This is a genomic window from Anabaena azotica FACHB-119, assembly GCF_014697625.1.
GTDB lineage: Bacteria > Cyanobacteriota > Cyanobacteriia > Cyanobacteriales > Nostocaceae > Trichormus > Trichormus azoticus_A.
Genome location: NZ_JACJSG010000048.1, coordinates 1 through 25,709, shown reverse-complemented (window position 1 = coordinate 25,709; position 25,709 = coordinate 1). Strand labels below are relative to the sequence as shown.

Below are 25,709 nucleotides of genomic sequence, written 5' to 3'. Positions count from 1 at the left end.
TAGGAGAAAAAGTCATGCATACAATCGCTCGCACCCCAACAACCGATATGGAAGTTACCAGCATCCGTTTAGAGCGAGAACTGAAAGAGAAACTCAAAGAAATCGCTGGCAATCAGGGGTATCAAGCACTTATCCGCGATATCCTCTGGAATTATGTGCAGCAAAAATCCGGTGAGTGGAAACCGCGATTTTCACGAGCCGATATTAGAGCCAGTATAGCCGCCACAGCTCAACAAGAGGAACGGTGTGTACTTACAGGTCAACTCATCCAACCCCAACAACCTATGTTATTAGGATTAACGAGAAATGGCGATATGGTTCCCCTGAGTGTCGAGAGTTTAGCTTGATCCGACAGAAGCCCCACGTCTCACCCATCAGGGGAGCGTGGGGTGAATGGCTTTCTCGGCGACGAATTGACCTCCGACCATTATCAATCGATAGGTTGATCAGGGAGTGGGGTCAATTCGTCGCCAATTTTGGTATTGGGCAGCCTATCAATCCAGTCTTCGACAAGCTGCGTCACTGTTTTTTCCTTGTCCTTTGCGTAAGACTTGAGCTTGTCGTGTCGCCTAGAAGATATACGAATATGTAAGTCTTTTTTCTCCATGAATATGTTCATGTTATGTACATATTTATGGTAATATATAAATGGTCGTTGACCCACCCACACGGCTGCAAACAACACCTGTAGAGACGCGATTAATCGCGTCTCTACTAGCGGAGGTAACGAGCGTGAGCAAGGGGGAAGGAACATCGCCGACTGGTAAGCCATTGCTGTAATTCCATGTGATGTTGCGCTGATGACAATTTAACTGCCTGCGGGAGGCGGGCGGCGGCCTGGGTTCTCTGTTTGAAGAGATAAAGGACGAAAGTCCAGAGATGCTGTGTAAGGCTCAGAGCGTTTTTGGTAACGCACATTGTTTTTACAATGTTCCTAACAGAGCAATAGCAAATGAGACAGGAAGCCCACACTGTATACGTTCGCGGAGCGTTCCGCCGGAAAGTATCAGTGTAGGTACTTCACCAAGTTAAATTTATATTTCCGCTCAGTGCAGCCTAGTTGCTCACAAGGGCAACTAGGCTGCAATCTTTTAGAGGCTAGAGGCTGGGGAGGGGCAGAGGAGCAGAGGAGCAGAGGGGCAGAGAGAGGGGCAGAGGAGAAAATAATTACCCCCCCAATCCCCAGTCCCCAATCCCAGTCCCCAGCCACACCACAGTACTAATGCGGTTAATCAAAATGAAGTCATAGTTTTGAATCTAGAGAAATTACGGTTTATATAGAATGACAAACAAGATATTCTGAATCAATGCCATCTACTCAGGCTGGCAGCAAAAAACATAATATTGACTGGATCAAGCAAGTACCAGTTTTTGCTGGCTGTTATGGTCGTGAGTAAATTAGTTTAATTTAAAGTTAACTTGGTCATCTGCAATAGAAAAGGGCTATAACAGATGAGAGAAAATTTTCCTCTCAACTCTCCCATCCATCAGGTGCAGCAATACAACTCAAGGTCAATAAGCCAAGAAGTTGGACGTAAAAAAAATGGGGTATCAATCTCTAAGCATATTAGCCATGAAAAAACGTTTATTACTGCCGCCACAGTACCCCGATGGACAAGAGCGACAACCCTACCTAGTCAAACTGATGCAACATCAGGAAGAAACAGCTCACAAGTTAGCACAAAGGATTAATCACATCGTTGCCACCTGTCCAGCAACGGCAGCGATGCTGCAAGAAATTGCCCAGTTGGTGGGAACTGCTACAGGTGCAGATTGTTGCTGTTTAGTTGCAGTTGCTGACGAAGACTCAACGGAAACGGTAACGGCTAATTGGTGTTGTGACGAATTTCTGGGAATACCTCTCCCCAATGAGATGTTATCGACAGAAAGATTCATGATGGAATTACCAGTTTTGCAATGTGCGGTAGAACCACGTAATATCGATGAAATTTCCACAATTCGTAGTAGTTTGGTGACAGGATGTCAGCAGTTACCATTACCAATCAAGGCAGTCCTGGCAATTCCTACCCGCTTTGGTGGTAAAAATAATGGTGTGGTTAGTCTGATTAAATTTGAGGCTCACGATTGGGAACAATCAGAAAAAGACATCCTGAAGACGATAGAAACAGCTTGTGCGATCGCCTTTGCCCAAGTCAAACAAGCGCAGTTAATTTCCTCTCAGCAGCAATACCTGCAAAAGAGTAATCAACATCAGAGCTTAATTAAACAATTAACTATACTAAGTCGTAGCAACTTGGAGTCCAATCAAATGCTCCAACTAGCCATAGCATCCACTGCTGAATGTTTACAAGCAGATCGGGGTTTGCTGATTCTACTGAAATATACAGATCCACTATTTAGAACTCCTATTAAAAAACAAATTCCTCAAGCTAAGGCTGATGTGGTCAGTGAATGGCGTAGAGAAAATAAAAATCCCACAGATTCAACCTCTAGGTCTTTTTCCTTGGCTGATTGTGGGTTATGTCAAAAGGTGTTCCTCGATGCAGGTAAACCAGTCATTATTAATGACTACACAGACCTTCAGGATGCCACGCCTGTTGCTCCATTATTTGCCATCACTCAAATGCCTGCTGTGCTGTTAATGCCATTGGAGAACCAAGGTAAAATATTGGGCTTTTTAGTATTACAGCAGAATGTAGCGCGTAACTGGCAGCAAGCCGAATTAAATTTAGTGGAAATGGTCTGCGCTCAAGTGAGCAATGCGATTATTCAATCAAAAACCCTGCGCCAAGTCCAGACCTTAGTTGATGACCGAACAGCAAAACTTCAAAGTAGCCTGGAGTTGCAAGCGAGACTGCACGAAAAAATGCGGCAACACGTAGACCAACTACGTGAACTGAATCAGCTCAAAGACGAATTTATGAGCAACATCAGCGATCGCTTGCGTTACCCCTTGACGAATATGAGGATGTCCATCAAAAACTTGCGTCTACCGGGAATCTCTCCAGAACGTCAGTCAACATACTTAGACATTCTGGAAAACGAATGTACTAAGGAAATCAACTTAATTAATGACTTGCTAACTCTGCAAAAACTGGAATCTGAGCAAGAACCACCAAAAGTAGAAAATATTGATTTGAACGCCAAAATCAAAGATTTAAGTGGTGCTTTAACTAAAAAACTGGCAGACAAGGGACTAAGTATAAAGTTAGACATCCCCAAAGAACCTTTAAAACTGCAAACAGAATTAGAAAGTTTTGACCGCATCCTCCAAGAGTTATTAAATAACGCCTATACATACTCAGACCGTGATACCATCATTGACTTACACACTAGTCACCGAGTTGATCAGCTTGTTGATCAAGTTATGATTAAAGTGACAAATATAGGGCGTAGCATCTCCGAAGAAGAGGCGACCTATATATTTGATAGGTTCCGTCGCGGTAGAGGAGGTCGCTGGACTCCAGGGACTGGCTTAGGACTGGCTTTAGTCAAGTCCTTAGTGCAGCACCTAAATGGGGCGATCGCAGTTGAGAGTACCCCAATTCCTGGTTCTCAACTCAGCAAAATTTGCTTTACCCTGACTCTGCCCCAGTTTTCTGACGAAAGCAAACCATATTCTAACAGTGACTAAACAATACAACACACAACAAGACTGGGAATTGAACCCCGATTTAGATGGCGAATTAGTTGCAGATACCGAGAATTTACCATCTGTAGAAGTCCAAGTTGAGAAAATCGCCGATCGCCAACGGCAAATTACAGCTAGAGTGCAAATTCCCCAACCAGTAGAGCAAGTCTGGAAGGTGCTAACAAATTACGAAGCCTTAGCTGACTTCATCCCCAACCTTGCTAAAAGTCGTCTTCTAGACCATCCCCAAGGCGGTATTCGGCTTGAACAAGTTGGTTCTCAACGTCTACTCAATTTCAACTTTTGCGCCCGCGTGGTTTTGGATTTGGAAGAGTATTTCCCTAAAGAAATAAATTTCCAAATGGTAGAGGGAGATTTCAAGGGCTTTTCTGGTAGTTGGTGTTTACAGCCTTGTAACCTTGATAATTCAATTGGCACTGAACTCTGTTACACCATCCAAGTTTGGCCTAAGTTGACTATGCCCATCACAATTATTGAGCGTCGTCTGAGTAAGGATCTTAGGTCTAATCTGCTGGCAATTTACCAACGAGTAGAATCTTTAGCTAATCAAAATCTCTAGGCTTTAACTTCAAATCCTTCAGGCTCTAGCCTAAAGGATTTTTGAGTTTAGTAAGTCTTGAAACTTAACTAGCCTATATTTTGTTTTTAATACCCCCAGGGGAATTCGAATCCCCGTTACCTCCGTGAAAGGGAGGTGTCCTAGGCCTCTAGACGATGGGGGCATCAATCTCAGACTTTATATAAGTTAACTGATTTTTTAGGGTATGTCAATAGGTTTAGCAAATAAATTTTTGGGATTGGAGATTGGGAACTGGGGATTGGTGACTGGGGGGGGAGATGAGGGAGAATAACTATGGACTGTTGACCAATTATCAATTACCAATTACCAATTACCAATGTTACAACTGAAGTCAAGTGAACAACTAAGTATGAAAAAACGTCTAAATTTAACAAGGTAAGAACTGTCTGATGTTGTAACCTGTAAGAGTGGTATTTACTTTTCTTTACAAATGATTTTGAAAGAAATCGCTCAAAATCTTAAACATGGAAGCATCATTTGAAGTCACCATACAAATGGCGATCGCTGTTTTTGCAGGTATCGGCGCTCAGGTATTGGCTGCTTACTTGCGAGTACCCAGCATCGTCATATTGCTGTTGTTGGGCCTTCTGCTGGGTGGGGATGGGGTCGGATTGCTACATCCCCAAATTCTCGGCCCTGGGTTGGAAGTAATTGTCGCCCTGGCAACGGCAATTATTTTGTTTGAAGGTGGATTAAATTTAGATTTGCGGGAATTGGGTAAAGTTTCTCTCAGCCTGCAATTACTCGTCACCTTGGGGACGCTAATCACCCTCATTGGGGGGAGTATGGCGGCTCACTGGCTGGGTGAGTTCCCCTGGAATATAGCTTTTCTCTATGCTTCTATAGTCGTGGTCACAGGGCCTACTGTAGTCGGGCCTCTGCTTAAGCAGATTAAAGTAGACCGTCAAGTAGCGACGCTGTTAGAAGGAGAGGGCGTTCTCATCGATCCAGTGGGGGCTATTTTAGCCTTCGTGGTGCTAGATACCATCGTTAACGGTGATGCAGACCCAGTAAATGCTATTGTGGGTTTAGTGATGCGTCTGGGGATTGGTGGGGCGATTGGTGCGGCTGGTGGCTATTTCATGAGTTTGATTTTCAAACGCGCCAATGTTCTCTCAACGGAGTTGAAAAACTTGGTAGTGTTGGCGGTGCTATGGAGTTTGTTTACTCTGGCGCAGATGATTCGTAGTGAATCGGGTGTGATGACAACGGTAGTTGCAGGCGCGGTATTTGCTAACTCTTCAGTCCCAGAGGAACGTTCGTTACGCAGCTTTAAAGGACAACTGACGATGCTCAGTGTTTCTGTTCTCTTCATCCTGCTAGCTGCTGATTTATCCATCGCCAGTGTGTTTGCTTTGGGTTGGGGAAGCTTATTGACTGTTTTGGTGTTGATGTTTGTTGTCCGTCCAGTCAATATCTTGTTTTGTACTTGGAAAAGTAATTTAAACTGGCGACAAAAGTTATTTTTAAGCTGGGTTGCACCTAGAGGGATTGTATCCGCGTCGGTTGCGTCTTTGTTTGCAATTTTGCTAACTCAGCGCGGGATTAATGGTGGTGATTCAATTAAGGCTTTGGTTTTTCTCACCATCATCATGACGGTGGTTTGCCAAGGGTTAACAGCTGGTTGGGTGGCGAACTGCTTGGGGATCACTTCCAAGCAAGCTACAGGCGCGGTGATTGTGGGTTGTAATCCTTTGAGTTTGTTGATTGCTCGATTCTTTCAAGAACGGGGTGAAAATGTCGTCTTGATTGACACTGATCCCGAATGTATAGCCCAAGCTGAAGCGCAAAATCTCCGGGTAATAGCTAGCAGTGCATTAGATGGTGAGGTTCTGGAAGAGGCGGGGCTGGCTTCAATGGGAACTTTTGTGGCGATGACTAATAATGGTGAGGTGAACTATGTTTTAGCCCAAAGGGCGGCTGAGGAGTTTAACCCGCCGCGTGTGCTGGCTGTGTTTCCCCGCGATCCCCAAGCGAATGGTTCAGCTAATCATAAGGTTAGCCAGGCTTTTGTTTCCGACTTGGCAATTAAGACTTGGAATGAATATGTCAATGATGGACGGGTGAAGTTAGGGACGACTACTCTGAATGAATCTGATTTTGCTAGTCAACAGGAGCATATTCAAGACAAGATTCGGAATGGGGTGTTGGTTCCGTTGTTGGTAGAGAGGGAAGAAAGCTTACACATTATCCCAGCAAACCAAGAGTGGGAAGTAGGCGATCGCCTTATCTACCTGTTACATGATCCCAGACCGAATCTCTTAAAGCGTTTATCTGGTGCTAGTCAGTCCACACCTCTAGTTCTGGAAAAGTTACCAGAGGTAGAGGAAGTACCTTTAGCAAAAGTGCCTCAACTTTCTACTAGTGATGCTTCTGTAAGTTGAATAGGTTCTTCTGTCACTTCTGCATACATTTGCCGTTCTTGCCACAGTAAAGCTGCTAAATGTACAAGAGCGAAAATTACAGCAGCAATGGTAATTAGATAATTATGTAGTGTGTAGAGATGCAGAACTGTCAAGCTGCTAATCGCTCCACCGCCTGTAATGATATCTTTCAAAAGCGTACCAACTAGGGGAATTGCTTGAATATTTCCCAACTCGATGTTAAAACGCCAATATCCTTCTTGAGTCCAGTCTAAAAGCATCGCAGTCCAATCTAGACCGATTGCACTCAAAGTAAAGAAAATTCCACTCACCCAAGCAACCAGCCAACTGTTACGAAATTGCCGTCCTAAGAACATGACGACAATTTGCACTAAGGCGATCGCAATCATGAAATTACCAGAAATATCATGCGCCCGATGGAACAACCAACCATAGGCTACTTCGTTATCGATCATTCTCAGTGATCTATATGCCCCGCCTGCTGTCGGTTCGTAATAAAAGGACAACAAAATTCCTGTAGATACATAAATCAGACACAGGGAAAGAATCACGACCGATAATACTGTGGCAATTCGTCGCAAAATCCTATCAAACTGGGTGTTTTGCATATTTCACCCCTCCTATTGTTTGCATAGTATGTACTTTTATTAAATTTTAACTTAAGAAATATTAATATATTTAATTTTTAAATAAAAATAATTTGGTTTTTTAAAGCAGAAGGCAGTTGACAGTTGTCAGTTATCAGTTACCAGTTACCAGTTTTTCTCCTCATCTCCCTCATCTCCCTCATCTCCCTCATCTCCCCACTCCCTCAAATTAAATACTGCACCCAACTTTCTAAGGCTTCTGGCGAACCGTACCAAATTCCAGGGCTTCTAGGGGAATGTCGGACACCCTCAATAATGAGATTTTCTGCGCCTACTAGATGAGCCGAGGCAATGGGTGTGATGCCATCGCCCCAGGTATTACCTATGCCGCAAGTTAACTGATAACTGCTGTAAGCTAGCCAGCTACCGCGTTGCCTTTCGCCATAGATAGTTTTCCCTGCGACGCAAATGTAACGCACATTTTTGTAAAAAGCTCCGGGGTAGTTGTTGTTGACAAAATTGAGATTCCAGCGTGTCCAGCGTTCTTGGCTGGTGTGGGGTGTACCCAGGGTGACGAGAGTAGCTACTAAGGGATGGGCGTTCCAGAGAGATGGCAGCTTACCCGTTGCTGGATAAGGCTTTTCACCCAAATAGATGCGAGAAATCCAACCGCCAGCAGAGTGACCAATTAAGTTAATTTGAGTAGCGTTATGTTTTTGTAAAGCTTGTTTAACGGTGTGTTCGAGTTGCTGTATAATAGGCGCGACGGATCTACCTCCAATTAAAGGCAACCAATCCCTTCTTCTTAGAGGGACTGTAATTGTGGGGAAACCTGATTGTTCTAATAATGCTGCTAGTTGTTGGTAGGCGATCGCGCTTTCTAGATATCCGGGGACAATGATGGTAGGTAATGGCATTTTCAGTTATCAGTTATCAGTTATCAGTTATCAGTTAAATAAAAGGGTTTAGGTCTCCCACTAGCTAGTGGTAGGCGTTAGTGGCTATTTGAAATCCCCTACCATATGCCGCCAGGACTGTTTACTGTTCACTGTTTTAAAAATAATTGGCAAATAATATTTGGGAAAATAGCAAAGCTGACTACATTTTTGGGAAATTATATGTGGTAATATATCGCGGCTTGTCAAAAATTTAATAGAAGCAAAGAACTATCGGCTAGGATAACTTCTGCCACATTTATGCAATTAGAGGGATGCGATCGCCCTAGTGGGTTACTACTTTATGTGTAAGCTTGGATAGTCCCAATTCCTTGGCAAGGCAATATGGCTAAGGTCAAACATAAAAAATTAACAAATAGGCAATGATCATCCGTTGAGTGCCTACATAGACAGCTATCATTTTTAAAAGGGCGCATTTATTGCATTCAAGATAAAATTTTTTCTGCTATTCAATTGCAACCGAGCCGAGTGAACGATAACAGCTATGTCTTATGTCTCCCTGCTAAAAAATATACCAGAAATATTAGCCCAGCCAACTGGGATAGCAGCAATAGCCTCTCTTGGCATCCACGGTGCTATTGCGTTGATTGTGCCATTGATGCCAATGGATTCTAAGAAATCCAATGAAACACCACAAAAAACAGTTGGCGTTTTAGAACTAAGTCAAGCAGACCAAAGCCGTCTGCCACAAAGCCAAAATCCCAATCCCAATCCTAATGCAGTTGGTTTCCCTGGACAACTGCCTCTACAATCACAATTTCCTCAACAACCGCAACTGAGTAACTTACCTAACCTGAACGCTCAGTCAACTGCTTTACCTCCTTTACCGCCACCAGTAACCCCTGGAATTTCACTGCCACCCGTTTATACAACACCTAGTAGTTATAGCATTGCGGCTTTACCTAAAGGTCAGCCTCTGCGGCAAATAGCCAGAAGAGATTTCCGATACGGTAATGGTTTTAACGTGGCTGGGAACAAATTGATACCAGCAGCCCCTCCTAGTTTTAATCAGCAGCAAGCAATACCAGAAGCGCCCAGACCCCTGCCTATAGATGAATTGCCAAAATTAAATGCGGCGAATATCCCTAATGATTTACCGCCGAATCTGCCCAGCAATACAACTCCACCAGTTACAGATGCTAATAATGCAGCTACAGTGGCTCCAACTCAGCCGCTAATAGCCCCCATTGCTGAAACTCCCAAAGCAGGGGATGATTTAGCTTTTGCTGGCCAAAGTGTTCCCAAAGGGCAGCTAGGGTCTACAGTGCGGACACCCGCATTACCCTCAGAAAATCCTGAGCAAAGAGGGGAACAAGGACTAATTGCTAAGGTCAGCTCATACGAAGACCTACGCAAAGCGCTTCAGCAAGAGTACCCAAATTCCCAAGAAAAGGCGGTTATTCGCAGCACGGTTGCTACAGATAAACCAGGCATTGAAGGTACGGTTCTGGGTTTCTTGATAGTTGATACAGAAGGCAAAGTTTTGGATATCAAATTCCAAGACAAGACTCTTGCTCCTGAGTTGCAATCAAAGGCGAGGGAGTATTTTACGAAAAATGCCCCCAAGGGAGATCAGCAAATCAGCCGTTATCCGTTTAGCTTGCGTATCCAAAGCAACAGCAATAACAATGCGGCGACGGAAGAAACAACTCCTAATGTGGTGCTTCCTAAACCAGCTTCTACTCCGTTAGTTAATCGTAATCAACCAGTAAGTACTCCAAAACCTTTACCACAATTACAAATAAGAGAAACTACTCCTAAGCCGGCAACACAACTACCACTCAGAGAAGCTAGTCCTAAGCCGGCAACACAACTACCACTCAGAGAAGCTAGTCCTAAGCCGGCAACACAGCTACCACTAAGAGAAACTAGTCCTAAGCCGACAACACAGCTACCACTGAGAAAAGATCAGCCTGCATCAACACCAACTGTTGAAGCTTCACCTTCATCTGAGCCGACAGCTAACACAAATCAATCATCTTCAACGACAGATGCTAGTAAAACACTCCTAGAAAAGTTGCGTGAAGCTAGAGAACAGCAGCAGGAAAGGCAAGGAACTAAAGAGTAGGGACTGGGGACTGGTGAGACAGCGCTGCAGGAGGGTTTCCCTCCGTAGGCGACTGCGAACCCGGAGGGGGACTGGGGACTAGGAAGTTCCGAGAATGAGTATCTCCCTCATCTTCCGGTTGGTGAATCTCGACTCCGCTCGATTACCGCGAAGTCGAACCACATCTGCCCCATCTCCCCCTACCCGTCCTTCTCAGGGTTCGACCAATCTTGCTCTGCTTTTTGGAAGACGTAAGCAGCGACTGCGAGAATTTCTTCGTTGCTTAACTTGTCTTTGAAGGCGGGCATGGCATTTTTACCGTATTGTACCTGGTGGATAATGGCTTGGATTGAGTCTGTGTCATAATTTTCCAGGTACTTTGATAATGCTTCTTTTTTGAGGGTTTTTTCGGCAATGAGGATGTTTCCGCCACCTATATGGCAGGAAGCACAGTTATTCTCAAAGATTTTTGCGCCTGTTGGCGTTTCTGCGGCTAGGGCGGGACTAGTGAATATGAGTTTAAATATAGCGATCGCTAGCAGTAATACTAATAAAATTATTCTCAAAGCATTTTCCTCTCAATCAGTCTCTAGGAACTGATGCCAGAAGCACCAGAATTATCTCTACCCAGATAGGTAAACGATTCTGGAAATTAAGACTCTATGGAGAGTATATACTTTAATTTCTACGATTGATGATTTGGGGGCAATTTACCCAAAATTTACGGTGACAAGTCCCTTCCTGACTTCGCTACATGGCATTTGTCACTCTTGGCTGGACAGGACTCGTCACCATTATTAATTATGGGGTTTCGCTTTTGACTATGGCTACACAGTCAAGGAAGCTCTAGCGGTTTGCAGACAGATATTTCTAGCCTGCAACGGTGATTTTACCGATCATACCTGCGCCACGGTGAGGTTCGCAGTAGAAGGTGTAGTCACCTGCGGGTGCATCTGCTGGGAAGGTGGTGCTGACATTTTGACCAGGACTCATTAACAACTGTTTGTGAGATAAAGATTTAGCTAAATCAGCACTCTTAGCTGGGTTGAGAGCGTTATCAAACACAACATTGTGGGGAGGAACTTTGTTGTTTTTGAATTCAACTGTGTCGCCTGGCTTGATTGTCAATTTTGCAGGTTCAAATACTAGCAGGCCTTTATCGCTACCTAGTTTTATTGTGTGTGTTTCTGCCGCCGCAGAGGGTGTAAACACAGCAAAGCTGCTAACAACTAAAAGAACAGTTAATACAGCTAAACTAAAGCGTCGCCAGCTTGTAGCAAAAAAATTCATGGCGTTCTCCTAACCAGTAGTTTTTATTTTTCTTATTTCATTTTAAATAAAATCAACACCAAATATGACAATATGTCGTAGATCAGAAAAAAATTTTTTTTGCCAGCTATAAATCGAATAAAAATATGGTGCGATCGCTAATAAACACTAGGTTCCAGACAATAAAAAGTTTCCGGCAGAAAAAATTAAGGTACAGAACTATTATGTAAATATTATTTTTTCTTAATGTAATTTTGCTTGATTTTGTGCATGGGTGATAGATCAAAAACTGTCTGTACCCCACCCTGGCGCTTTTTGTGCGGCTGTGAGGACAAAAGCAGCTAAACTTTCAGCCTGCTGTTGTGATGTTGAACTGGGAGATAGTTGACGACACCAATAGGTTTCTTGGGTTCCGTCGTAGGTCATGGGTTGGCGCATGAAGGCGACAAGATGATCAATCAAATCTCTTCTTGGGCTAGCAGCCTGAAGCTTTTCCAGAGATAAGGATACTTCTGGGTCTGGCAAAGTCGCGCCACCAACATGACAATTGATACAGTTGCGCTCGAAAAGTTTTTTACCCTGAGATAATTCTTGTGGTGAAAATAGACGCTTTGTGCCTTTTTCGTCAACATCCAGAGCGATTGGTTCAGTGATATATAACGGTATAACGAGCGAAAAATCCTGAGTACTGTGTTCTGAGTCCTGTGTAGTCTGGAAATTAAGATAATCAATAAATTCCATTTTCTCAGCACCCAGTACTCAGTACTCAGCACTTATGCTAAATTACTGGCTTTAGTAGTAGATTTTGCCACCGCCCCATTTGTCACCAAGAATTTTTGGCTGTAGGAGAATATGACCTGCGATCGCTTTGAGGTCATCATCCGTCAGATTTCGCATTTCTGTGAAAATATCTGCACTCTTGGTGCTGGGGTGTAATTCGGAAATTTCCTCTTCACCGTCGTAGGTGGTGGGGTTCTTCATATAGTCCACCAAACCTTCAATATTATTACGGTTGGGTGTAGCTAATGCCAGTGCTTCTGGCTCAAGTCCCACGTTCTGGTTAGTTTTGGTCACACCGCCGACGTGACATTGGGCGCAAGCGTATTGAAATAAACGTTTGCCTTCTTTTACTTGTTTAAGGCTGAGAGTGATGGTATCACCGTCAGCATTTAATGGTACTGTCCGGGTAGCTTCGTCCAGTTCCACAGCTGTTGCACTACCAATAATCAACCCAAAAGTCAGTAAAACAGTAGCCACAACAACGCCAATAAGTCTTCTAAACATGATTCCCCTTAAAGTTTTTGACGCTCAACACAGCTAATAAAACGAGACTCAATCTCAATCGAGACAACATTATTACTACAGTGTTTCTGTAGCTTATCTGCTATCTCTGCGATGACATACCCAGCCGCCAGAGGCATTGGCCAGGATTACACAACCCATAATGTTTGTTAACTGGCATATAGAGATAAAGTCGCTGTAATACCAATATCACGTTAGGAGTGCAATTTGTTGCCTAAAATTGGGGATTGGGGATCGGGGAGTGGGGAACGAGGGAGATGAGGGAGTGGGGGGAGATGGGGGAGATGAGGGAGTGGGGGGAGATGAGGGAGATGAGGGGGATGGGGGAGATGAGGGAGTGGGGGGAGATGAGGGAGATGAGGGGGATGGGGGAGGAAACAAACAACTCATAACTGACTACACTTTACCGCCTGTGAACGTGGCGCTTTGGATGAAGTAGCGGTTGAAGAAGGCATAAATACTTAAGGCTGGCAGGGTGAATACCATAGAAACAGCCATGATGTAGTTCCAACAGAGGTTTCTATAGGTAAATTGGATTACTTGTGGGGAAATAATTGAGGGACTAAGATATGCCAATTTTGAGGAGGAATGGAGGGCAAAGTTCTTTTAGTTGCTACCAGAACTAATTAATTGACCTTAAGATAAATAATAAGAGCCGATTTGAATCTGCTTAATCTTGATAATGCAGTATAGCTACCTATCAAGTTATCGGCAATTGTTATGTATAGGCAAAACGATTATTGCCAATTCAGAGCAGGAACGCTTCAGAAATTAGTTGTGACTGATGAACAAAGGAAATAAACATGAAAATAGCATTTGCTACAAGTGACAGAATAAATGTCAATGCTCACTTTGGTTGGGCGCAGGAAATTGATGTTTACGAAATTTCAGATGGGGGTTATGAATTTCTGGAAACTCTCTGCTTTAATCAGGAAGTTTCTCAGCCTGCTGAAAATACAGAAAAGCAAGAAGGTAGCTGCAAACATGGTAAGAGTGATTGCAAAAAAGCGAAGAAGGAAGAAGCTGTAAAACCGCAAGTCAAAGATGGCGACAGTAATGATAAAGTAGCTCAAAAAATAGCAGCTTTATCTGACTGTACAATTGTGTATGTGGCTTCTATTGGTGGTACTGCTGCTGCGAAGTTAATTAGAAAAGGTGTAATGCCAATTAAACCACGTTCACAGAAGGAAGATATTACCTATATTTTGAATAGGCTAGTGCAAACTCTTAAAGGTAATCCTCCACCTTGGTTACGTAAGGTTTTACACCAAAATCAAGAAAGTATTTTGGTAGAATCTGTGTAATACCAATTATCTCAGGACTTACACATCCAAGTTTTCTGTTGAGGCAGGGTGTAAGGTTTTTAAAGATTTACACTTCTATACCCCTATACCCTTGCCCAAACACTTAATTTTTCGTTTTTATGCGTAAGTCCTGTATCTATTACGCAGGTGCTAGCTTTGCCGTCAGCCATTGCAAGACGTAGATGGAATTTTTCGCTTCACCTTCCATCTACGCTGTCTTCTTGATGAATTAAGTACGAAAATAACACTATGTCCAGAGAATTAAATTTTGTTCTCTTGTAGCATAGACAAAACACAAAATCAATCTAGGTTTAATAGTTATGCTCTTAACTTCATTTATAACTCTGGGATTAGCTATATTTTTTGTAGCTATTAGTCTAATAATGACTGATCAAATATGGCGAGTTGTTTCTATTTTGGTTGGTTTTTTTTGGCTATGCTGTAGCCTGAAATTTTCCTTTATTCCCTTTGAAGGGTTATTGTTAGTTGCTTTGTTTCTGACGAGAAAATTCCCACGTCAGTATTATCGTTAATAGCTCAGTATCATTTTAGCTATTTTTGCCTGGGAGCGATCGCTTATACAAATTCGCTGAAAAATATCTCTGGACATCCTACCTGAGTTGTGAAAATTATAAAATCTCCATCCACCAGTTCCAAAAAGTTTGTCAATGCTAAGTCTTAAATATTCTGATGCTAGAGACGGACGTAAGTCCATGCACTAATAGTTATCCTGATGAATAGGCTCACCACTTATCGAACATCAACAATCACCAAAGGGAGTTATTAGTATACTAACTGAGCATGATTATCTCATCAAAACGACTCATAACTTAATATTAAGCGGATTTTTGAGAGTTTTCTTACCCTAAGTAGATTTAAATATCAGTCTTAGGTAGTAATCTATAGGTTTATCTATAAAGCTGCTGTTATAAACCATGAATTAGTATGTGCAGCCCTGGAAATATATTTATAATCAATAGTTATGTTTCAATAGTGTTTTTATCTCAGTAATGAAACCATTAACAATTTTTCTTATTTGTAAATAAATATTCTAAAAATTATATAAATTTACATTCTGAGCTATATTCTCACCTTAATTTTATTTACTATAAGTTTCACTATTGGCAGTTCCAGGGGTATTTTTACTACTATTGGAATTAATAGATTGAGCGTGATTGGTTAACATCTGTCGGCAATCGTGGTCATATACAGTGAATATAGAACTATTTATCCAAAGAGCAGAAGCATTACATCAACAACTAGCAGATTTATATCAAACTGCTAGCGTTTTACCTTGGATTCCCCCCGATTTACTACCACAAGCTTTTAAGGAGCTTTATAGCAGCTCAAAGCTAGTACAGCTAGCAGCAGAGGAACTTTATCACCAAAATGAAGAACTTCTAAAAACGCGGAGTTTATTAGAAGCAGAACGCCAACACTACTATGATTTATTTGAGTTTGCGCCTGATGGGTATTTAGTAACTAATGCAGAAGGAATTATTCAAAAAGCTAACCTAAAGGCGGCAAAGTTACTCAATGCACCAAAACATCTTTTGGTAGATAAATCAATCATTAATTTTATTCGCCTCGAAGAAAGAGAAAGCTTTCGTAGTGAGCTTAATCAATTATCACAGACTGATCAAACCAGAGAATTAGTAGTATGCTTACAGCAGTTGCATGGTGAGTATTTTGACGCAGCCTTAACAGTAGTTGCCCTGTATAATCAAAATGGTGAAATAAACGCTCTACGCTGGTTGTTACGTCAAATTGATCAACGCCAACAACAAGATATAAATTTAGTAAATAATGAAAATTATTTGCTTCAAAATCGTCCAGTTAATATATATGCTAAAGGGGAAAATATTCCTCTGCATCCCTTTGTTATTTGGTATGTCCGTCAAGGTTTAGTCAAGCTGAGTACATTTTGTGAAACAGGCGAAGAAGTATTGATAGGTTTGGCAAAAACGCAGATGGTATTTGGGGCTAATATGACTTCTTTATCTATTTATCAAGCTACAGCTCTTTCAGATGTGGAATTAGCATCAATCAATTTCACAGAAATAGCTGCTACCCCAATACTTAGCCATATCTTGCTACCAAAAATTCAGCAGCGTTTACAGCAAACTGAATCTTTTTTAGCTATAGCCGGCAGGCGGAGGGTAGAGGATCGTTTGTATCATTTATTGGAGCTTTTGCAACAAGAAATTGGCGAATCTGTAGCTGATGGAACTCGCTTTATTGTACGTTTCACTCATGAAGATATTGCTAGTGCTTGTTGTACTACTAGAGTGACAATTACGCGATTGATGGGTAAATTACAGCAGCAAGGCTTGATTGGTTTTGATGAGAAAAAGCATATTCTTATTAAGAGGCTAGGGGTTAGATAACAAGGTTTTCATGGGTAATATCATGTCCGCTTAATCACTTATCATATCTTCGGGGTTGGTAATTGGTAATTGGTAATTGCTAATGGTAGAAAACAATTACCTATTAGCTATTACCCATTACCGACCAAAACAATCATATTATAAGTAATTAGCCTAACTTGATATAACTTCCAATCTCTAACCCCCAACCTCTAGCCGTAACCTCTAACCTCTAGCCTCTGGAATCAGGCTGGCGCTTTTGCTGGCGCTATCCCAAACTATCCAGCTAATGGAGCTATCTTGATCAACAGGGGTATTGGAGACTTTAAAGTATAGTTTTTCTCCGGCTTTGGTTTCAATAGCAAAATCGGCATTTTGAGCGTATATAACTTTAAAGCCTCTATCTCGTAAACAATACATAGCCCAGGCTTTCAATGATTGCTTATATGGTTCATGGGGAATGGGCGGTTTTGTAATGGCTTCTTCGATGACTTTAAATATCTGCATTGACTTTTGATTCATTGTCTAATATTGAGTTTGGCTAATTACTTATAATATGGCTGCTTTGGTTAGTAATAGGTTCTTTGACAAAGTTCCGGGACTTCCGCGCCGTTGAAGGGAGAATTTTAAGCGATCGCCACTGGCAAAAACTCCTACAATACCCACAGCGAGTCTGGAACATCGTTGATGGTTCGCAAGAAGAAACGGTAAATTAAGCGATCGCTCTTGCAAACTGCTATATGTTATGCCATACTTAATCAGACCAATTGGTCTGTAAACAATATGTCTAAAGGCGAAGAAACAAAAACTCGAATCTTGCAACAAGCGGCGGAACTGTTTAATCAACAGGGATATGCTGGTGCGTCGATTTCTGACATCATGCGTGTGACTGGTTTGCAAAAAGGAGGAATTTACAATCACTTCCAAAGCAAGGATGAACTAGCAATACAGGCTTTTGATTATGCGATCGCCTCTATCAGCAAGCACTATAGAATAGCCATACGTAGCAAGCGCCATGCAATAGAACGTCTCCAAGCACTAATTGCAGTCTTTGGTAGTTTTGCAGAAAACCCACCCATTGCTGGAGGATGTCCACTACTCAACACGGCTGTCGAAAGTGATGATGCACACCCTGCATTACGAGAACGTAGTCAACAGGCGATGAACTCTTGGCTGAATCTGATTCGGCGAGTTATTCAAACGGGAATTGAGAAAGCAGAGGTTCAAAATAATATAAATCCTGATGAAGTTGCCACTATCATAGTTGCCACTTTAGAAGGTGCAATGATGATGAGTCAGCTTTATAACGATACTGTTTATATGCAAAGAGCAGTTAATCACCTTAATCATTACATAGAAAATAACCTGAAAATCAATGGTACAAGTTAAAGTTTATGGTTTAGCAAAAACACTGAACCCAATTAAAGCAGAACTATCAGATATAATTCATGCTTCTCTGGTGGAAGTTTTACAGATTAGCCCTGAGAAAAGATTTCATCGGTTTTTCCCACTGGATAAAACCGATTTCTACTATCCACCTGATAGAACTGAAAATTATTTAATTATTGAAATTGTTATGTTTGAGGGACGTGCTGTCGATACCAAAAAAATCTATTGCAAGAAATATTTAAGAAAATTAACAAATAGTTGCAAATTGCAGTTGATGATATCGAAATTACAATTTTGGAAACCCCAAAACACAATTGGGGTATTAGAGGTGTACCAGGAGATGAATTAAACCTTAACTATAAAGTAGAAGTTTGAGGCTATATGCGTAACCCATCCTCAAAACGCTGATAATTTTTTGGGTAATAACCGACCGATAAGTCTGAAATAAATAGGAGTGATTATGCTAACAACGAACAACTCACATAGACCATTAGAAGTAGTGTTAACAATACCTGTGAGAACCTATGACATCGACTTTGCTGGAATTGTCAGCAATATTGTGTATATTAAGTGGCTAGAGGATTTGCGCCTCAAATTTTTAGAAGAACATTTGCCAATTCATCAGCAAATGGAACAAGGATATGTACCTGTACTTGCTGGGACGGAAATTGAATATAAACGTCCAATTAAGTTAATTGATCAAGTAATAGGACGCTTATGGGCTAGCGATTTAGGACGCTTAAAATGGACTGTACAAGCAGAAATTTTATCTAATAATCAGTTAGCAGCAGTAGCTACACAGAAAGGTGCATTTGTAAATTTGCAAACTGGTCGTCCAATCACTATTCCAGAGGAACTACAACATAAATATTTAACTACCAAAAAATCTAATTAAGCAGATCATAACAATTAAATTATGAATCAATTAGCTATTCATTTAACACTACACGGCGGTATAGTTCTACTAATTGGATTACTTTCAGGAATACCTTATGGCGTAGCTATCAACCAAAAAACTCATGAAGATATTGTTCGTGGATGGCGTGTTGCACACTCAGGCTTATCAATGGGTGGAACTACAATGATTGCTTTTTCTGCTGTCTTACCCAGTTTAGAATTAAACCCTTTGTTTAGTTCAATTTTGGTGTGGTCATCTGTGATTTCAGGATATGGATTTTGTATAGCTTTACCTTATGGTGCATGGGTAGGTCATCGTGGTCTAGCTAATGATGGGCCTGTACAAAATAAAATTGTCTATACAGGTAATATGATAGGTGCGATTGGTTCTTTAGTTGGCGCTTTATTACTTGTGTTTGGTTGTCTGAACAGTATTTTGTAGAATTTTTTTTGTTGTTTAACAAACCTATCGGTCTTTTTCGGGAGAGAAAAACTTATGCTCAAGTTTTATTACAATCCTCGCTCACCTATGGCTCGTCGTGTATGGCGGACATTACTAGAAAAAGGAATTCAATTTGAACCAGTTCTCATGAAACTCAATGGCGATCAATTGCAACCTGAATTTCTAGAGATTAACCCATTTCATCACATTCCAGTAATTCTAGATGATGGCTTTCGGGTAGTGGAATCTTTAGCAATTCTGGATTATTTAGAAGCTAAATATCCTATACCTGCACTGTTACCTACAGATGCTGAATCTTTAGCGAAAGTAAGAATGGTACAGATGGTAACTACACATGAACTATTGCCAAAGATGATTCCTTTGCTTTTTGAAACGAAAGATTCTCCCAAGTTTTTGCAGGCAAATGAACATATCGATAAAGGTTTAAAATTTTTATCAGAATGTTTAGGTAATGGCTATTATTATGCTGGTAAACAGTTTACTTTGGCGGATATTGTGGCGGGAACAGATTTGTCTTTGTTGCCAAAAATAGGAATTAGTTTTAGTAATTATCCTAATTTGCAAAGTTGGTTTGAACGTTTAATGGAACGGGAAGTGTGGCAACAGACAGAACTGAGTGTAGAAGATTTTGAAAGATTTAAGCAAGTTTTGCTCAAAATGCGTAACCGCAAACTAAACCAAGAAAATAAAGCCAATGAACATCAATAATACCTTAGCGATCGCCTGTGCATGAGGTAGTTTTAAAATTGTGTTCGCGCATGGTATAAGCAGTGCATTTTAAAATACTTAAAATTAACAGCACCTGCCTAATTACCAGTAAATGTAGAGTGCGTCAGCCCCAATAATTTCCGACAAATTAAGGAATTTTCCACATCTGACGCACCCTACCCCAAGTGCCAGTTGCATAAGTCCTGTACCAAAAAAATTTTTATATTTTACTGATATAACATTAAACTTCAAGAATAAATCATTTATAGCAGGTGACAGGTGACAGGTGACAGGTGACAGAGTTAAAAGTCTTTTGCTGTCTAAGTTTTTTCATTTCCTCATGTCCTAACTGTCTTGGCTATTGCTATATATAGATTTGCATCAGAGTCTAGTCGGGTGCGTTGTCAGAAATAGTCATGAAATAGCAAAATATCAGTTGGTGCGTTAGCCTGCGGTATTATTATGTCTCTGTGCCTCTGTGGTTAAATAATCATCTAAATGCCACCACTAATTAACCATTAAAATATTTTTATGGAAAAAAGATTAACCTCACGCTTTAACAATTTTTACCAAAACTGTATTAGGTATATTAAAAAAATCACCCGTAATCGCAACTTCCGCAGTTTAAAAATATATCTGTTCATCCTCACCATATTGATGGTGATAATCATTAATCCTATAGGCAGTTATATACCTTGGGTTGTCAATACAGTACCAACAATTACTGAGAAAATAACTCACAATACCTTGGTGCAGCTAACTAATAAAGAATCAAATAAAACAGCAAATAAACCAGCCTACAAAACTTCTTGGATAGGTAATAGTTTTGGTGGTGAAAAATGGGTGCAAATTTACATGGCGGGGATGTATGTTGCGCCAAATGGTACAGCTTACGTCGCTAGTCATTGGGATGAAGGCGGTAGAGAAGCAGGTATTTATAAAGATGGTGATGTAATTGGTAAACTTGACGACTTACATGGCTGGGGACGCTTAGGCGGAATAGCTATTACCGGGAATCAACGGTACATATATTTGGCTATGCAGCAGTCAAACTCAGGTAAGCCAGGTGAAGATTATCCGCCAGAGGGAACTGTTTGGTACAATGTCAGGCGCTATGACTTGTCTGGGAAACCTGCACCTTTCCCTGGGGGGCGTGGTTGGGATAAAAGTATGCTCATCATCAATAATAAAACTGAGGTAACAGGGTTAGCAACCAGAGGCGATGAGTTATATGTAAGTGATCCTGCTAGCGATCGCATTCTTGTTTACAATATCGACACGATGCAGCAACTACGCAGCTTTAAAGTGACTGATCCAGGTGCGATCGCTATTGATAATCAGAATAACCTATGGATAATTCAAAACAAAAAAGTTGTCAGTTATTCGCCCCAAGGTCAACGACTACCCCAACAAATTACCGATGTTGCTAACCCAACGGCGATCGCCCTCGACGACCAAGGTAGACTATTAGTAGCTGACAACGGTAAGCGTCAGCAAGTCATCATCTATAACATCACCAACAAACCTATACTAGTCGGCACTTTTGGCGAAAAAGGCGGACTCTATACAGGTATTTATGGAGAAGTCCAAGATTTGAAACTCTATGGTATTACCGGAGTAGGTACAGATACCGCAGGCAATATTTACATCAGTAACAACGGATTTAATAACACAGGTACTGACTTAAGAAAGTTTTCACCATCAGGAAAACTCCAATGGCGCTTACTCGGTTTGCAATTCGTAGATAACGCCGATGCTGATCCTGATACTGATGGTAGAGATGTGTTCACCAAAAACGAACACTTTGTCATGGACTACAGCAAAAATAACGGCAAAGAATGGACGTATAAAGCATATACTTTAGACAAATTCCGCTATCCAGATGATGGACGGCTACACACCTCACCCACAGCCGCCTTTGTCCGTCGCTTAAGTGGGAAGCGGTTACTATATCTCTCTTCAGATATGATGTCACAACGCCTATTAATTTATCGTTTTGATGGAGAGATAGCCGTTCCTTGTGGTATCTTTGGCAAAGATCATCTTGACTGGCCTGCTGACCAGCCCAAGAAAGGTAGTTGGTTATGGCATGATACCAATGGTGATGGTGCAATTCAAAATGATGAATACAAAGTCTTAGGCGAAGAAGATAGTTCGGTTTGGGGTTGGGAAATAGACAGCAAAGGAGATATTTGGCAAGCCGCCGAAGCAGGCTATATCAAACGTTATCCCTGGCAAAAATTAGATAGTAATGGCTGTCCAATTTATGGCAAAGCGGCGGGAGGAAAAATACCTATGCCCGCACCTTTTACAACTTTGACCAGAATCAAGTATTTTCCCAAACAAGATGTGATGTATTTGGGAGGTTATACTAGCGATCGCCCAAATCTTGATGGTGATTGGGGATTAGTTGGTACAGAAATTATCCGTTACGACAATTGGAGTAAAAACAAAAAAATTAGATGGCGCATAGCCCTACCTTATGATACTAAAGCTGATCCCAAACTGCACATTAAAGCAATGGATATTGTTGGCGACAGAGTTTTTGCTGCTGATAGTAAAAGAGGGGGAGTGTATGTCTACAAAGCCAGCACAGGAGAAGCAATTCAACTATTAACACCCGGCTCAGAAATAGGCGCTGAAAGAGGCTGGATAGATATACCCTACGGTATCCGCGCTTTTCGTCGCTCCAATGGCGAATATTTAGTATTTTTGGAAGAGAACGCCAGAGGAAAAGTAATAATGTATCGATTACCTAGTTAGTCAGTTGTCAGTTGTCAGTTGTCAAAATATATAAAAATAGCCCAGAAATAAGCTACAGCAGATTGCGGGTAATTGAGTTACAAATTTCACCCAAAAGCCATGTAACAAAAAACTTTCAAGCCTGTTCCCAGTTCCCTGTCCCCTGTTCCCTGCTGTATTTGTTGCAAAAACAACTGACAACTAACAATTAACAAAAACTTCCGGATAATTGCCACTAGATAGAGATTTATTTTCTGTAATGAGAACTTATATTAGCTGAGTCTGATGCGTATACTACATATTTTGAATCACGTCCGCGAAATTGGTAATGGTATCGTGAACGTAGCTGTAGATTTAGCTTGTCTACAAGCCAAAAATCATCATGATGTAGCTGTAGCATCGGCTGGCGGAGAATATGAAACATTATTAACAAAGTATGGTGTTAAACACTTTGAGTTAGACCAAACTAGAACACCTGTAAATTTAATTCATGCTACTCGACGTTATCGAGGAATTATCAAAGAATTTCAACCAGATATCGTCCACGCCCACATGATGACGGGGGTAGTGCTAGGGAGAGTTCTTAAAGCCTCTGCTGACTACGCCTTAGTCGCCACCGTACACAACGAATTTCAACGCAGTGCCATATTGATGGGATTAGCAGATCGGGTCATTGCTGTCAGTCATGCTGTTGCTAAATCAATGGCTAGGCGTGGCATACCTGAGCGGAAACTGCAGGTGGTATCTAATGGTACATTAGGTAGTGTCCGCACTCGTAGTATGAAAGAGTATTTACCTGTAGAATTACAACATCCGGCGATCGCTACAGTCGCCGGAATGTATCAACGTAAAGGTATTAGTGAGCTAATTGCAGCTTTCGCGCAAATCGCCTCAGATTTTCCCCAAGCGCACCTATATATAGTAGGAAATGGCCCCGAAAAGCATATTTTTGAGGAAAAAGCACAAGCTACAGGTTTTAGCCAACGCATTCATTTTGCAGGTTTCCAACCAGAACCGCAACGTTACCTATTAGCCGCAGACATATTTGTACTCGCGTCTCATCGTGACCCTTCTCCCCTAGTGATTCCAGAAGCCCGTGAAGCAGGCTGTGCTATTATTGCCACCAATGTAGACGGTATACCTGAAGCATTGGATAATGGGCGGGCAGGTGTTTTAGTGCCAGTAAAAGATAGCTCTGCTTTAGCAAACGCACTGACAAAATTACTCAGCCAGCCTAGTCTACTACATCATTGGCAAGACCAAGCACAACAAAATATAGATAGGCTGACAGTTGGGCGTGTTAATCAAGAAACCTTAGCAGTTTATTCTGAGTTGAAAATAGGGGTGTTGTAAATATTTATTGAAAATCTACTTATATATACCCAATTAATCTAATATGAACATAACAAAAAAGGTAGTCCCTGCGGCTTTTAGCTTAGGGATAGCGGGCAAAAGCAGTTTGCCCTTCTCGGATTACTCCGGGTAAAGTAGCTATTTAGGATATTTGTCCATAAATCTACTAACTGTAGTAACTATTCATCTTAAACCTCCAGGAGACCCCCATCAAAACTGTAGTTAGTTTGATGGTGGGAGGAATGGAGGGTTAATTGTGTTCGCGTAGCGTGCCGTAGGCAAACGTCCCTTAAATGACTTTGTGCCTTAGCACAAACAAAATCACTAATGACCAATGACTAATGACTAATGACAACTTGCTTTTGCTGTTCCTGCATCCAACCCTCAAACAACTCATTCAAAAGCCGCGCCTTCATTGGTTCATCTAATTGAGCGGGAATAAACTTCTCCACCCGCACAATTACAAACCACTCAGCAATGCGAGTTGGGGGTGAAATTTGTCCAGGTTGACAATTAGATAGTAGCTGTACCATTGCTGGATGCAGTGTACTCTGTTCAACAGGGCCGACTAAACCACCAGTTTGGGCTTCTGGGCCTTGAGAATATTTTTGTGCTACCTCTGCAAAAGACTGTTCTTTGGCTTGTAGGCGGAAGTAAAGTTCTTGCACCAACCCTGCATCTTGAGTCCGCAGGAGGTGATAAATTACTCTATCTAGTTTGCCCTTCAACTGGAAAAAATAAGCATCCAGTTTCGGCCCCCAAGTGGCTTGTTTATATTTTTCTAACTTGATCTTGCGAGTAATAATATTGTCTAATTTTTCGATGGTCAAACCTTGTTGTGTTAACCATGCTTGAATGTCACTTACTTGGGTTAACTGTTTTTCTGCGTAAAATCTCTGTTTAGCTTGAGCTAACTCTTCCGGTTGACAATCTATTGCTGCGATCGCCTCATCAATAATTAATTCTCGTAATAATTGGGGTAGTAGTTGATAATTAGCCAGTAAGGGAAGGATTTCACTGGCTTTAATAGTACGATTGCCGATTTGCAGCACGTCAGTCATTATCTTTTTGTTTTGGCTGGGAGTGATAGATGCTGAGTTAGTATCCTGCATAGCAGTAACATTCTTCTATAGCTTTAAAATTTTAATAGCAAGAATAGGCAATTTGTGTAAAGTTTTGTCGAAACCACTCAGTATTTGCCTATAACTAATACTTTTGTTTTTAACTATGAGACATTAATAACATAGTACGTAGGGTGGGCAGTGCATCGGCCTACAAAGTGGCGACATTTTTTCAAAATTAAAATAGAATTTCTATACTTTTATTTCTACTATGAGCCATAAGTAACATAGCCAATCTTCTCTTGTGACAAATCAACTGCTGTCAAAGTTAAATTAGTTGTTGACGGTTAACAGTCAATAAACCATAAAAGCACAATACCTCATACTTATACTTTGACAATATGAAATTTACCAAGAAACTGGGTCTAAAGCCCCGTCCTTCTTGGACGGCTTTGATTATGGTAGAATATTTGTGTAGAAGTTTTCCACGTAAAATGATTGTTTTAGAGTTTAAAGCTAAAGGGAAAACAACTCAATATGCAGCCATTGATGAGGCGATGAGAACCTGTCAATTCGTTCGCAACAAAGCTATTCGTTTTTGGATGGATAACCGAGGTGTAGGGCAGAAAGACTTATATCGTCTTAGCAAGGTTCTCAGACATGAGTTTTCTTTTGTGAAAGCTTTGAA

General features: G+C 41.3%; 24 protein-coding genes, 1 tRNA gene and 2 pseudogenes. 17 read left to right on the top strand and 10 right to left on the bottom strand.

Going from position 1 to position 25,709, the window contains the following annotated elements; all coding sequences use genetic code 11:
* The first annotated feature begins 14 nt into the window (after positions 1-14).
* The 3 genes from H6G83_RS27460 to H6G83_RS27450 all read left to right on the top strand — a co-directional run bounded on the left by H6G83_RS27460 (position 15) and on the right by H6G83_RS27450 (position 4,172).
* Complete coding sequence (locus tag H6G83_RS27460) at positions 15-347, top strand: ribbon-helix-helix domain-containing protein (protein ID WP_190477948.1); 333 nt, start codon at positions 15-17, stop codon at positions 345-347.
* 1,226 nt (positions 348-1,573) lie between these two features.
* The gene (locus tag H6G83_RS27455) at positions 1,574-3,595 is read left to right on the top strand and encodes a sensor histidine kinase (RefSeq protein WP_190477946.1); all 2,022 of its coding nucleotides are present in this window, start codon (positions 1,574-1,576) and stop codon (positions 3,593-3,595) included.
* Positions 3,596-3,623: 28 nt separating this feature from the next.
* A complete protein-coding gene (locus H6G83_RS27450) occupies positions 3,624-4,172 on the top strand; it encodes an SRPBCC family protein (RefSeq protein WP_242044855.1) in 549 nt (182 codons plus the stop codon).
* A gap of 90 nt (positions 4,173-4,262) precedes the next feature.
* Here H6G83_RS27450 and H6G83_RS27445 read toward each other — a convergent pair.
* A tRNA-Glu gene (locus H6G83_RS27445) sits at positions 4,263-4,335 on the bottom strand.
* Between the two features lie 322 nt (positions 4,336-4,657).
* On the opposite strand from H6G83_RS27445, the gene H6G83_RS27440 reads away from it, so the two are divergent.
* Positions 4,658-6,577, top strand: a complete 1,920-nt coding sequence (locus tag H6G83_RS27440; protein WP_190477942.1) for a cation:proton antiporter — start codon at positions 4,658-4,660, stop codon at positions 6,575-6,577.
* Here H6G83_RS27440 and H6G83_RS27435 read toward each other — a convergent pair.
* Both H6G83_RS27435 and H6G83_RS27430 read right to left on the bottom strand, forming a co-directional pair.
* Complete coding sequence (locus tag H6G83_RS27435) at positions 6,544-7,185, bottom strand: cytochrome b N-terminal domain-containing protein (RefSeq protein ID WP_190477940.1); 642 nt, start codon at positions 7,183-7,185, stop codon at positions 6,544-6,546. The genes H6G83_RS27440 and H6G83_RS27435 overlap by 34 nt on opposite strands.
* A 203-nt stretch (positions 7,186-7,388) precedes the next feature.
* Positions 7,389-8,081: an esterase/lipase family protein gene (locus H6G83_RS27430; protein ID WP_190477938.1), complete on the bottom strand. Its 693-nt coding sequence runs from the start codon at positions 8,079-8,081 to the stop codon at positions 7,389-7,391.
* 523 nt (positions 8,082-8,604) lie between these two features.
* Between H6G83_RS27430 and H6G83_RS27425 the strand changes: the two genes are divergently transcribed.
* Complete coding sequence (locus H6G83_RS27425) at positions 8,605-10,188, top strand: hypothetical protein (protein WP_190477936.1); 1,584 nt, start codon at positions 8,605-8,607, stop codon at positions 10,186-10,188.
* Between the two features lie 179 nt (positions 10,189-10,367).
* Here the strand turns inward: H6G83_RS27425 and petJ are convergent, their stop codons facing one another.
* The 4 genes from petJ to psbV all read right to left on the bottom strand — a co-directional run bounded on the left by petJ (position 10,368) and on the right by psbV (position 12,720).
* Positions 10,368-10,733 carry a cytochrome c6 PetJ gene (gene petJ, locus H6G83_RS27420; RefSeq protein ID WP_190477934.1) on the bottom strand — a complete coding sequence of 122 codons (366 nt, stop codon included), beginning with the start codon at positions 10,731-10,733 and terminating at the stop codon, positions 10,368-10,370.
* A gap of 304 nt (positions 10,734-11,037) precedes the next feature.
* A complete protein-coding gene (gene petE, locus H6G83_RS27415; protein WP_190477932.1) occupies positions 11,038-11,457 on the bottom strand; it encodes a plastocyanin in 420 nt (139 codons plus the stop codon).
* 261 nt (positions 11,458-11,718) lie between these two features.
* Positions 11,719-12,177: a photosystem II cytochrome PsbV2 gene (gene psbV2 / locus H6G83_RS27410; protein WP_190477930.1), complete on the bottom strand. Its 459-nt coding sequence runs from the start codon at positions 12,175-12,177 to the stop codon at positions 11,719-11,721.
* Positions 12,178-12,228: 51 nt separating this feature from the next.
* Entirely contained in the window at positions 12,229-12,720 is a 492-nt protein-coding gene (gene psbV, locus H6G83_RS27405) for a photosystem II cytochrome c-550 (RefSeq protein WP_190477928.1), read from the bottom strand.
* A 259-nt stretch (positions 12,721-12,979) separates the two neighbouring features.
* Here psbV and H6G83_RS27400 point away from each other — a divergent pair, with 259 nt between their 5' ends.
* A complete protein-coding gene (locus tag H6G83_RS27400; RefSeq protein WP_190477926.1) occupies positions 12,980-13,177 on the top strand; it encodes a hypothetical protein in 198 nt (65 codons plus the stop codon).
* Here H6G83_RS27400 and H6G83_RS35585 read toward each other — a convergent pair.
* A pseudogene (locus H6G83_RS35585) lies at positions 13,135-13,248 on the bottom strand (carbohydrate ABC transporter permease); the annotation flags it as partial. The gene H6G83_RS27400 and the pseudogene H6G83_RS35585 overlap by 43 nt on opposite strands.
* Before the next feature lie 293 nt (positions 13,249-13,541).
* On the opposite strand from H6G83_RS35585, the gene H6G83_RS27395 reads away from it, so the two are divergent.
* On the top strand, positions 13,542-14,042 hold the full coding sequence (locus tag H6G83_RS27395; RefSeq protein WP_190477923.1) for a NifB/NifX family molybdenum-iron cluster-binding protein: 501 nt from the start codon (positions 13,542-13,544) through the stop codon (positions 14,040-14,042).
* 1,211 nt (positions 14,043-15,253) lie between these two features.
* Entirely contained in the window at positions 15,254-16,429 is a 1,176-nt protein-coding gene (locus tag H6G83_RS27390) for a helix-turn-helix domain-containing protein (protein ID WP_190477921.1), read from the top strand.
* A 204-nt stretch (positions 16,430-16,633) separates the two neighbouring features.
* Here H6G83_RS27390 and H6G83_RS27385 read toward each other — a convergent pair whose 3' ends face one another.
* The gene (locus H6G83_RS27385) at positions 16,634-16,915 is read right to left on the bottom strand and encodes a hypothetical protein (RefSeq protein WP_190478006.1); all 282 of its coding nucleotides are present in this window, start codon (positions 16,913-16,915) and stop codon (positions 16,634-16,636) included.
* A 77-nt stretch (positions 16,916-16,992) separates the two neighbouring features.
* Here H6G83_RS27385 and H6G83_RS36070 point away from each other — a divergent pair, with 77 nt between their 5' ends.
* From H6G83_RS36070 to H6G83_RS27345, 8 genes are all read left to right on the top strand, one after another.
* Positions 16,993-17,124, top strand: a complete 132-nt coding sequence (locus tag H6G83_RS36070; RefSeq protein ID WP_277876440.1) for a hypothetical protein — start codon at positions 16,993-16,995, stop codon at positions 17,122-17,124.
* A 67-nt stretch (positions 17,125-17,191) separates the two neighbouring features.
* Positions 17,192-17,797, top strand: coding sequence for a TetR/AcrR family transcriptional regulator (locus H6G83_RS27375; RefSeq protein ID WP_190477919.1), 606 nt, complete (start codon positions 17,192-17,194; stop codon positions 17,795-17,797).
* Positions 17,784-18,146: a tautomerase family protein gene (locus tag H6G83_RS27370; protein WP_313937165.1), complete on the top strand. Its 363-nt coding sequence runs from the start codon at positions 17,784-17,786 to the stop codon at positions 18,144-18,146. Before H6G83_RS27375 ends, H6G83_RS27370 begins: the two co-directional genes overlap by 14 nt.
* Positions 18,147-18,257: 111 nt before the next feature.
* Positions 18,258-18,692, top strand: a complete 435-nt coding sequence (locus H6G83_RS27365; RefSeq protein WP_190477918.1) for an acyl-CoA thioesterase — start codon at positions 18,258-18,260, stop codon at positions 18,690-18,692.
* A gap of 21 nt (positions 18,693-18,713) precedes the next feature.
* A complete protein-coding gene (locus H6G83_RS27360) occupies positions 18,714-19,136 on the top strand; it encodes a hypothetical protein (protein ID WP_190477916.1) in 423 nt (140 codons plus the stop codon).
* A 54-nt stretch (positions 19,137-19,190) separates the two neighbouring features.
* On the top strand, positions 19,191-19,865 hold the full coding sequence (locus H6G83_RS27355; protein ID WP_190477914.1) for a glutathione S-transferase family protein: 675 nt from the start codon (positions 19,191-19,193) through the stop codon (positions 19,863-19,865).
* Positions 19,866-20,396: 531 nt separating this feature from the next.
* On the top strand, positions 20,397-22,628 hold the full coding sequence (locus H6G83_RS27350; protein ID WP_190477912.1) for an NHL repeat-containing protein: 2,232 nt from the start codon (positions 20,397-20,399) through the stop codon (positions 22,626-22,628).
* A 264-nt stretch (positions 22,629-22,892) separates the two neighbouring features.
* Positions 22,893-23,960: a glycosyltransferase family 4 protein gene (locus tag H6G83_RS27345; RefSeq protein ID WP_190477910.1), complete on the top strand. Its 1,068-nt coding sequence runs from the start codon at positions 22,893-22,895 to the stop codon at positions 23,958-23,960.
* A 338-nt stretch (positions 23,961-24,298) separates the two neighbouring features.
* Here the strand turns inward: H6G83_RS27345 and H6G83_RS27340 are convergent, their stop codons facing one another.
* A complete protein-coding gene (locus tag H6G83_RS27340; RefSeq protein WP_190478004.1) occupies positions 24,299-25,021 on the bottom strand; it encodes a peptidylprolyl isomerase in 723 nt (240 codons plus the stop codon).
* A 494-nt stretch (positions 25,022-25,515) separates the two neighbouring features.
* Between H6G83_RS27340 and H6G83_RS27335 the strand changes: the two are divergent.
* Positions 25,516-25,709, top strand: a pseudogene (locus H6G83_RS27335) (hypothetical protein); the annotation flags it as partial.

Bases quoted from the DNA above. Each gene is read 5' to 3' on its own strand.
- psbV2 (WP_190477930.1), bottom strand. From the start codon at position 12,177: ATGGAATTTATTGATTATCTTAATTTCCAGACTACACAGGACTCAGAA.
- H6G83_RS27425 (WP_190477936.1), top strand. From the start codon at position 8,605: ATGTCTTATGTCTCCCTGCTAAAAAATATACCAGAAATATTAGCCCAG.
- H6G83_RS27370 (WP_313937165.1), top strand. From the start codon at position 17,784: ATGGTACAAGTTAAAGTTTATGGTTTAGCAAAAACACTGAACCCAATT.
- H6G83_RS27455 (WP_190477946.1), top strand. From the start codon at position 1,574: ATGAAAAAACGTTTATTACTGCCGCCACAGTACCCCGATGGACAAGAG.
- petE (WP_190477932.1), bottom strand. From the start codon at position 11,457: ATGAATTTTTTTGCTACAAGCTGGCGACGCTTTAGTTTAGCTGTATTA.
- H6G83_RS27440 (WP_190477942.1), top strand. From the start codon at position 4,658: ATGGAAGCATCATTTGAAGTCACCATACAAATGGCGATCGCTGTTTTT.
- H6G83_RS27395 (WP_190477923.1), top strand. From the start codon at position 13,542: ATGAAAATAGCATTTGCTACAAGTGACAGAATAAATGTCAATGCTCAC.
- H6G83_RS27360 (WP_190477916.1), top strand. From the start codon at position 18,714: ATGAATCAATTAGCTATTCATTTAACACTACACGGCGGTATAGTTCTA.
- H6G83_RS27460 (WP_190477948.1), top strand. From the start codon at position 15: ATGCATACAATCGCTCGCACCCCAACAACCGATATGGAAGTTACCAGC.
- H6G83_RS27385 (WP_190478006.1), bottom strand. From the start codon at position 16,915: ATGCAGATATTTAAAGTCATCGAAGAAGCCATTACAAAACCGCCCATT.
- H6G83_RS27350 (WP_190477912.1), top strand. From the start codon at position 20,397: ATGGAAAAAAGATTAACCTCACGCTTTAACAATTTTTACCAAAACTGT.
- H6G83_RS27430 (WP_190477938.1), bottom strand. From the start codon at position 8,081: ATGCCATTACCTACCATCATTGTCCCCGGATATCTAGAAAGCGCGATC.
- H6G83_RS27345 (WP_190477910.1), top strand. From the start codon at position 22,893: ATGCGTATACTACATATTTTGAATCACGTCCGCGAAATTGGTAATGGT.
- psbV (WP_190477928.1), bottom strand. From the start codon at position 12,720: ATGTTTAGAAGACTTATTGGCGTTGTTGTGGCTACTGTTTTACTGACT.
- H6G83_RS27340 (WP_190478004.1), bottom strand. From the start codon at position 25,021: ATGACTGACGTGCTGCAAATCGGCAATCGTACTATTAAAGCCAGTGAA.
- H6G83_RS27375 (WP_190477919.1), top strand. From the start codon at position 17,192: ATGTCTAAAGGCGAAGAAACAAAAACTCGAATCTTGCAACAAGCGGCG.
- H6G83_RS27365 (WP_190477918.1), top strand. From the start codon at position 18,258: ATGCTAACAACGAACAACTCACATAGACCATTAGAAGTAGTGTTAACA.
- H6G83_RS27355 (WP_190477914.1), top strand. From the start codon at position 19,191: ATGCTCAAGTTTTATTACAATCCTCGCTCACCTATGGCTCGTCGTGTA.
- H6G83_RS27435 (WP_190477940.1), bottom strand. From the start codon at position 7,185: ATGCAAAACACCCAGTTTGATAGGATTTTGCGACGAATTGCCACAGTA.